Origin of the sequence: Streptomyces palmae (assembly GCF_004684805.1) — a bacterium.
Classification (GTDB): Bacteria; Actinomycetota; Actinomycetes; order Streptomycetales; family Streptomycetaceae; genus Streptomyces; species Streptomyces palmae.
Window position 1 is genome coordinate 1 of record NZ_SRID01000347.1, and the last position, 7,300, is coordinate 7,300.

5 protein-coding genes are annotated in these 7,300 nt (G+C 74.4%); 1 reads left to right on the forward strand and 4 read right to left on the reverse strand.

Going from position 1 to position 7,300, the window contains the following annotated elements; genetic code table 11:
• Positions 1 to 178: 178 nt before the first annotated feature.
• The 4 genes from E4099_RS26205 to E4099_RS26220 form a co-directional block, all read right to left on the reverse strand.
• Positions 179 to 2,620 (reverse strand): transglutaminase TgpA family protein, encoded by a 2,442-nt coding sequence (locus tag E4099_RS26205; RefSeq protein ID WP_135341592.1) that lies wholly within the window; start codon positions 2,618 to 2,620, stop codon positions 179 to 181.
• The gene (locus E4099_RS26210; protein WP_135341593.1) at positions 2,617 to 3,999 is read right to left on the reverse strand and encodes a DUF58 domain-containing protein; all 1,383 of its coding nucleotides are present in this window, start codon (positions 3,997 to 3,999) and stop codon (positions 2,617 to 2,619) included. Before E4099_RS26210 ends, E4099_RS26205 begins: the two co-directional genes overlap by 4 nt.
• Positions 3,999 to 5,096 carry an AAA family ATPase gene (locus tag E4099_RS26215; protein ID WP_135341594.1) on the reverse strand — a complete coding sequence of 366 codons (1,098 nt, stop codon included), beginning with the start codon at positions 5,094 to 5,096 and terminating at the stop codon, positions 3,999 to 4,001. Before E4099_RS26215 ends, E4099_RS26210 begins: the two co-directional genes overlap by 1 nt.
• A 206-nt stretch (positions 5,097 to 5,302) precedes the next feature.
• Positions 5,303 to 5,860: a beta-class carbonic anhydrase gene (locus E4099_RS26220; RefSeq protein ID WP_135341595.1), complete on the reverse strand. Its 558-nt coding sequence runs from the start codon at positions 5,858 to 5,860 to the stop codon at positions 5,303 to 5,305.
• A 392-nt stretch (positions 5,861 to 6,252) separates the two neighbouring features.
• On the opposite strand from E4099_RS26220, the gene rsmH reads away from it, so the two are divergent.
• Positions 6,253 to 7,212, forward strand: a complete 960-nt coding sequence (rsmH, locus tag E4099_RS26225; RefSeq protein ID WP_135341596.1) for a 16S rRNA (cytosine(1402)-N(4))-methyltransferase RsmH — start codon at positions 6,253 to 6,255, stop codon at positions 7,210 to 7,212.
• Positions 7,213 to 7,300: the final 88 nt, after the last annotated feature.

A 7,300-nucleotide genomic window follows, 5' to 3' on the forward strand; every position in this document is an offset into this window, starting at 1 on the left:
CACCTCGGCCGATCCTCCCCGCCCGATGCCCGACCGGTAAGCGGACACGTGCCCTGTCCGGCCGGCACGGGCCCTCGGCACCCGGCGGGGCCCTCGCCGTACGCGCGGGCTCGCCGCCGCCTCCTGCACGGATCGTCCGCGCGGGGGCGCCGCGTACGGTGGCGCCGGGTTCCTCGGCCTAGCTCTTCGGAGGGGCCTCGCGGCGGGTGAGCGTCTTCCAGCGGGACCACCGGGAGACACCGCCGGCCCACCGTGCCGACCAGGCCGATCGCCGCTGGGAGGCGGCCCACAGGAGGCGGACGGCGGAGCGCGGGGCGAACCGGGCCCGGAGCCGGCTGGGACGGTCCGCCGAGGTGTGCAGCGCGTCGATCACCAGCCGGACGTCGTCCGCGAGGCCCGGGGCCAGGCGCGGCCGTGGCGCGTACAGCACCTGCTCCACCGCCTCCGCGATCCGCCGGGCCGCCTCGCGGGCCGCCAGGTCCAGCCCGCGGACCTCGACGATCCGGGCCGCCGCGGTGCGGGAGGTCTGCGAGTCGTCGGGCAGCACCCCGTAGTCCCAGCCGGTGTCGATCAGCTCCTGCCAGGCGGCGAGGGTGTGCTCGGCGGGGTCCCGCGGGGAGCTTCCCGAGGAGCCCTTCAGCCGCCGGGATCTCAGCCGCCGCCGCCACACCATGGGCAGCAGCGGTACCGCCGCCAGCAGCGCCAGCAGGGCGGCCACCCACGCGGCGGTGCGTACCGTCCCGCCCCAGCCGGAGCCGGAGCCCGCCCGCGGCTGGTCGGCCGCGGCCTGGCAGTCGTCCCCGAGCCGCCGGGCCGCGGCCGGGCAGCCGTCCTCGTCGGAGGGCTCGGCCGAGGGGCGGTCGGTGGGCTTCGGGCGCGGTGCCGGGGTCTGGGGGTCGTGGTTGCGGGAGGGCACCTGGCTCACGCTGTAGTCGGGCTGGGTGCCGCGGCTGGGGGTGGGCTCGAAGCGTGTCCAGCCCAGGCCCTTGAAGTACAGCTCGGGCCAGGCGTGGGCGTCCTTGAGCCCCACCGACCTGCTGCCGTCGTCCCGCGCGGTGCCCGAGGTGAAGCCCACCGCCACCCTGGCCGGAATGTCCAGGGTGCGGGCCATCGCCGCCATCGAGAAGGCGAAGTGGACGCAGAAGCCCTCTTTGTCCCGGAGGAAGTTGGCGATGGCCTGCGGGCCGGTGCCGGCCCGCACCTCGGTGTCGTAGCGGAAGCCGCCGTCGGAGGAGAACCAGTTCTGCAGTTTGACGGCCTGCTCATAGGGGTTGTCCGTGCCCGCGGTCACCTCCCGCGCGGTCTGCTCCACGATCGGCGGCAGTGAGTCGGGCACCTTGGTGTACTCGCTGAGCAGCCGCTGCGGCGGTCGGGGCGCGGCGGCCAGCTGCTCGGCGGTCGGGTTCACCTGCAGGCTGGTCACCTGGTACGTGGCGCCCCGGGTGGTCTGGCCCCGGTCGCCGACCACGGTCCGGCCCTCCGGTTCGAACCGCCATCGGCCGTCGATCTCCACCCGGCCGGCCGGGAAGGGCATGGGCAGCCAGTTCTGGGCGTACCAGTCGGCGGCCTTCAGCGAGGTGTCGACCGTGGTGACCGGCACCTGGAGGTCCAGCCCGGCCGGCCGCGGCATGGGGTCCGGCATGTCCTCGACCCGCCGCTCCGAGGGCTTCCAGGAGGAGCCGTCGAACCTGTCCAGCGCCACGATCCGCAGATACAGGTCCTCCGGGTTCCGGGCGTTGGTGCGGTAGCGCAGTACCTCGCGGTCCTCCGGCTGGTTGAGGCTGTTCTGCAGCGAGACCAGCGGGTTCACCGCGGAGATGGTGCCGCCCCCGCGGCGCCCCGGGCCCTCGCCGCTCTGCTCCAGCAGCCCGCCGTCCAGCGAGGGCAGCGCCGCGGGCACGGCCAGCGCGATGCCCAGCGCCAGGACACCGATCCGGCGTCCGGTACGGACCGGGGCGAGCGCCGGCCCGCCCCCCGTCTCCAGCCCGGACGTCACCCGCTCCGGGACCCGCGGGCCGGCGCCCCCGCCGGTGAAGAGCCGCCCCCACTGGGACAGCCGGTCCCGTCCCTCGGCCAGGAGGAGCAGCAGATAGCCGGCCGCGGCCAGCAGGAACCAGAGCCAGTCCTGGTCGCTCTCGGAGAGTCCGGCCGCGATCGAGTACAGGGCCAGCAGCGGCAGCCCGGCGGGCGCCGCGCTGCGGTAGGTGACCGCCGTCGCGTCCACCGCCAGTCCGACCACCAGCACGCTGGCGACCAGCAGCAGGCGCATGCCGTCGGTGGCCGGTGCCGGGATGGCGTACAGCCCGATGTCGTCGGCGCCCTGCTGGGCCAGCCGGCCGATCTCCCGGACCGACTCCGGGCTGGGCAGCACCCAGGCGAGGGCCTGGTGCCGGGTGAACACCAAGGTGATCATCAGCAGGCTCGCCAGCACCTGGGCGGCCATGGTCAGCGGCCGGGCCAGCGGCACCCGGCGGGCCGCGGCGCCCACCGCGCTCTGCATCGCCAGCAGGAAGGCGGCCTGCAGGATCCAGCGGGAGGGATGCACCAGCGGCAGCAGCGAGCAGGCCGCCGCCATCGTCGCCAGTGCCGCACAGACCGCCAGTCGCGTGCGTCCGCTCACGGCCGCACCCCCGTCCCGTTCGCCATCGTGGCCGCACCGGTCCCGGCCGGGCCCGCGCCGTAGGTGTCGGCGTGCCGCCACAGCTGGTTCAGCGAGTCGCCCGGCCCGACCGGCAGCGCCGTCCAGCCGGACTCCCGCAGCGCCCGCAGCCGCTCCTCCACCGCGCTCGGACCGCCCGTGGCGCCCCGAGCCCCCCTCGCCCAGGCGGCGTTGTCCAGCAGGAAGGCCACCGCCGCCCCGCCGCGCGGCCGCATCCGGCCCAGCAGCGCGACCTGCTCGTGGTCCAGCTCGCCCAGGAAGGCCACCAGCAGGCCCTCCTGTCCGCCGCGCAGCGCGTCATGGGCCGGGCCCAGCCCCGTACCGTCCGAGTGGTCGATCACGGCCAGGGTGTCCAGCAGCATGCCCGCGGTGTCGGCGGAGTCCGCGGAGGCACCGGTGAAGCTGCCGCCCGCCTCGGCGCTCGGCACCGAGTCGCCGGTGTCGGTCAGCAGCCGCACCGCGTAACCGCGCTCCAGCAGGTGGATCGAGGTCGACGCGGCCCCGGACACCGCCCATTCGAAGGCCGAGTCCGGCCCCGAGCCCTCGTGGGCCACCCCCCGGGTGTCCAGCAGCACCGTGCAGTGGGCGCGCTGCGGCTGCTCCTCCCGGCGGACCATCAGCTCGCCGTACCGGGCGGTGGACCGCCAGTGCACCCGGCGCAGGTCGTCACCGTGCCGGTACTCGCGCGGGATCACGTCGTCCTCACCGGCCAACGCCAGGGCGCGGTTCCGCCCGTCGCCGTACCCGGCGGCCTCGCCGAGCAGCCGGATGGCCGGCAGCGGCTCCACCCGGGGCACCACGGTCAGCACGTCGTAGCTGCTGAACCCGCGGGTCAGCTCGCACATCCCGAACGGGTCGGAGAGCCTCAGCTGCAGCGGGCCCAGCGGATAGCGCCCGCGCAGGTCCGAACGCACCCGGTAGGACACCTCGCGCCGGCCGGCCGGCTCGATCCGGTCCAGTACGAAACGCGGCCGGGGACCGAGCACATAGGGGACCCGGTCCTGGAGCATCAGCAGCCCGGTGGGCAGCCGGGAGATGTTGTCGATGCGCAGCGACACCCGGGCCTCGGAGACGGCCGGCACCCGGGCAGGGCTCAGCCGCCGGCTGGCGGCCACCCGGTGCCGGGTGCGGTAGAGGACCGCCGCGCAGGTCAGCGGCAGCACCGCGAGCAGCAGCCCGACCCGGAGCAGATCCTGCTGCCCCAGCACCCAGCTGCACCCCACCGCCGCGATACCGGCGGCCAGGAAGGACCGGCCGCGAGTGGTCAGGCCGCCGAGCGCGGCACGCACTCCGCTGCCGTCCTCCGCGCCGCCGGCCGGCGGCATCCCCCCTGCTGCCATCAGAGCCCCCGGGCGCCCGGAGGCTGGTGGCCGAACTCGCCCGCGGGCATCGCGGGCGGCACCGCCGGTGGCGCCGCGCCGCCGGGGAACTGCACGGCGCTGCCGGGGAACTGCCCGGCCTGGGCACCGCGCGGGGCGGTGGGCACCGGGGTGCGCTGCAGGATCTCGGTGACCACCTGCTCCGCGGTGCGCCGGTTCAGCTGGGCCTGCGCGGTGGGCAGCAGCCGGTGCGCCAGCACCGGCACGGCCAGCGCCTGCACGTCGTCCGGCAGCGCGAACTCGCGTCCGGCCAGCGCGGCCGCCGCCTTGGCGGCCCGCAGCAGGTGCAGCGTGGCCCGCGGCGAGGCGCCGAGCCGCAGGTCGGGGTGGTTGCGGGTGGCGGAGACCAGATCCACCGCGTACCGCCGGACGGCCTCGGCCACGTGCACCGCGCGCACCGCCTCGACCAGCCTGACGATGTCCTGGGCCTGCGCCACCGGCTGGATGCCGTCCAGCGGGGACGCCCCGCCGTGCACGTCCAGCATCTGGAGCTCGGCCTCGGGGCTCGGGTAGCCCATCGACACCCGGGCCATGAAGCGGTCGCGCTGGGCCTCGGGCAGCGGGTAGGTGCCCTCCATCTCGACCGGGTTCTGGGTGGCCACCACCATGAACGGGCTGGGCAGCTCGTAGGTATGCCCGTCGATGGTGACCTGCCGCTCCTCCATCGACTCCAGCAGCGCGGACTGGGTCTTGGGCGAGGCGCGGTTGATCTCGTCGCCTATCACGATCTGCGCGAAGATCGCCCCGGGCTTGAACTCGAACTCCTTGCGCTGCTGGTCGTAGATGCTGACCCCGGTGATGTCCGAGGGCAGCAGGTCGGGCGTGAACTGGATACGGCGCACCGAACCGTCGACCGACCGGGCCAGCGCCTTGGCGAGCATGGTCTTGCCGACGCCCGGGACGTCCTCGATCAGCAGATGCCCCTCGGCGAGCAGCACGGTGAGCGTCAGCCGTACGACCTCGGGCTTGCCCTCGATCACGCTCTCCACCGATCTGCGGACCCGTTCCGCGACGGTGGTCACATGGCTGAGGCTCGCTTGCTCGTCATAGGTGGTCACCCGGCCCTCCTCGGCCCGTCCTCGGGCCGACGCCCCCGATACGGACCCGGCCCACCCCGAAACACGGACGGTCACCCCCGTGCGGCACGCACGGGGGTGATGTCCTCCACGCATTCTTGCCGTCTCCGCGGCATCCCGTCACTCGCCTGTGGACAACCGGAGGGGATGTGTCGGTACCGCCGCGGAGCCAGGCGATGTGTCCGGGCCTATCCCTTGGGGTCGATCTCGCGCAGCAGGCCCGTGTGCACATCGAACACGAAGCCTCGCACATCGTCCTTGTGCAGCAGGAACGGGGAGGTGCGCACCCGCTCCATCGACTGGCGGACGTCCTGGTCGAGGTCCTTGAACGCCTCCACCGCCCAGGACGGGCGCTGCCCGACCTCCGCCTCCAGCTCGTGCCGGAAGTCCTCGGTGAGGCCGAGCAGGCCGCAGCCGGTGTGGTGGATGAGCACCACGCTGCGGGTGCCCAGCGCGCGCTGGCTGATGGTGAGTGAACGGATGATGTCGTCGGTGACCACACCGCCCGCGTTGCGGATGGTGTGGCAGTCGCCGAGCTCCAGGCCGAGCGCGGCGTGCAGGTCGAGGCGGGCGTCCATGCACGCGACCACGGCGACCTGGAGGACGGGTCGGGCGTCCATGCCCGGGTCGTGGAACGCGGACGCGTACTCGGCGTTGGCGGCCACGAGGCGGTCGGTGACGGTGCCTTCGGTGTTCGCAACGCCGTCGGCGGGCTGGGGCAGCGGCTGAGGCGCGGATATCGACATGCCTATGAAGGTATGCGCATCCGCGCCGAAACGTCGGCTTCGACGCCGGGCAAAAGGGGGCACACCCCTCTCCGGCGGTAGTGGTGTGACATAGCCCACGCGGGTGGTGCACGGCGCTTCCCCCGGTCGGGGAGGGCGATCCGGCGCGCCCGCGAGGCGCGCTGCCGGTTGGTTGACCGAGGGGACGAGTGGACTAAAGTGACGCGAAGTGGGAGGCGTGACGCTCCCCCTGGATTCCGAACACCTACGCGTGCGCGGCGCGTACGTACCACTCGGCCTCCTCCCGCTCCCGGTCGCCTGACGTCACTTCCCCGGCGCCAGTAGGCCGCTTCCCCTTCGAGCGGGTGGGGACCTGGCGGTACGTACCCCCGCGCCGAACCTCAGAAGGGCGCATGAGCAGCAACGCTCTCCACGTTCCCGTCATGCTCCGGCGCTGCCTGGACATGCTCGCTCCCGCCCTCGCCGAGCCCGGCGCCGTCGTGGTCGACTGCACGCTCGGGCTGGGCGGGCACAGCGAGGCGCTGCTCGCCGCCTTCCCCGACGCCCGGCTGGTCGCGCTGGACCGCGACCCGGCCGCGCTCAGGCTCTCCGCCGAGCGGCTGGAGCCCTACAAGGACCGCGCGACCCTGGTGCACGCGGTCTACGACGAGCTGCCCGAGGTGCTGGACCGGCTCGGCATCGCCGCGGTGCAGGGCGTGCTGTTCGACCTCGGGGTCTCCTCGATGCAGCTGGACGAGGCCGAGCGCGGTTTCGCGTACGCCCAGGACGCCCCGCTGGACATGCGGATGGACCAGTCCACCGGGATCAGCGCGGCCGAGGTGCTGAACACCTACCCGCCGGGCGAGCTGGTCCGCATCCTGCGCAGCTACGGCGAGGAGAAGTTCGCCCGGAAGATCGTGGAAGCGGTGGTCCGGGAGCGCGCGAAGGAACCGTTCAGCAACAGCGCCCGGCTGGTGGAGCTGATCCGCGCGGCGCTGCCGCAGGCCGCCAAGCGCACCGGTGGCAACCCGGCCAAGCGCACCTTCCAGGCCCTGCGCATCGAGGTCAACGGCGAGCTGCCGGTGCTGGAGCGGGCCATCCCGAACGCGGTGGCGCGCCTGGCGGTGGGCGGCCGGATCGCCGTGCTCTCGTACCACTCGTTGGAGGACCGCCTGGTCAAGCAGGTGTTCGCGGCCGGCGCGGCCAACACCGCACCGCCCGGCCTGCCGGTGGTCCCCGAGCGCTACCAGCCGCGGCTGAAGCTGCTGACCCGCGGCGCCGAGCTGCCCACCGAGGAGGAGATCGCCGAGAACCGGCGCGCCGCCCCGGCCCGCCTGCGCGGGGCCGAGCGCATCCGGGAGGATGTGCTGTGAACCGGGGGCGCCGTCCGGCGTCGGCCAGGGGAGCCGGACCGGGCGCGCCGGGTGGGGCGTGCGCGACGGCTCGGGGAGTGTGAGGGGG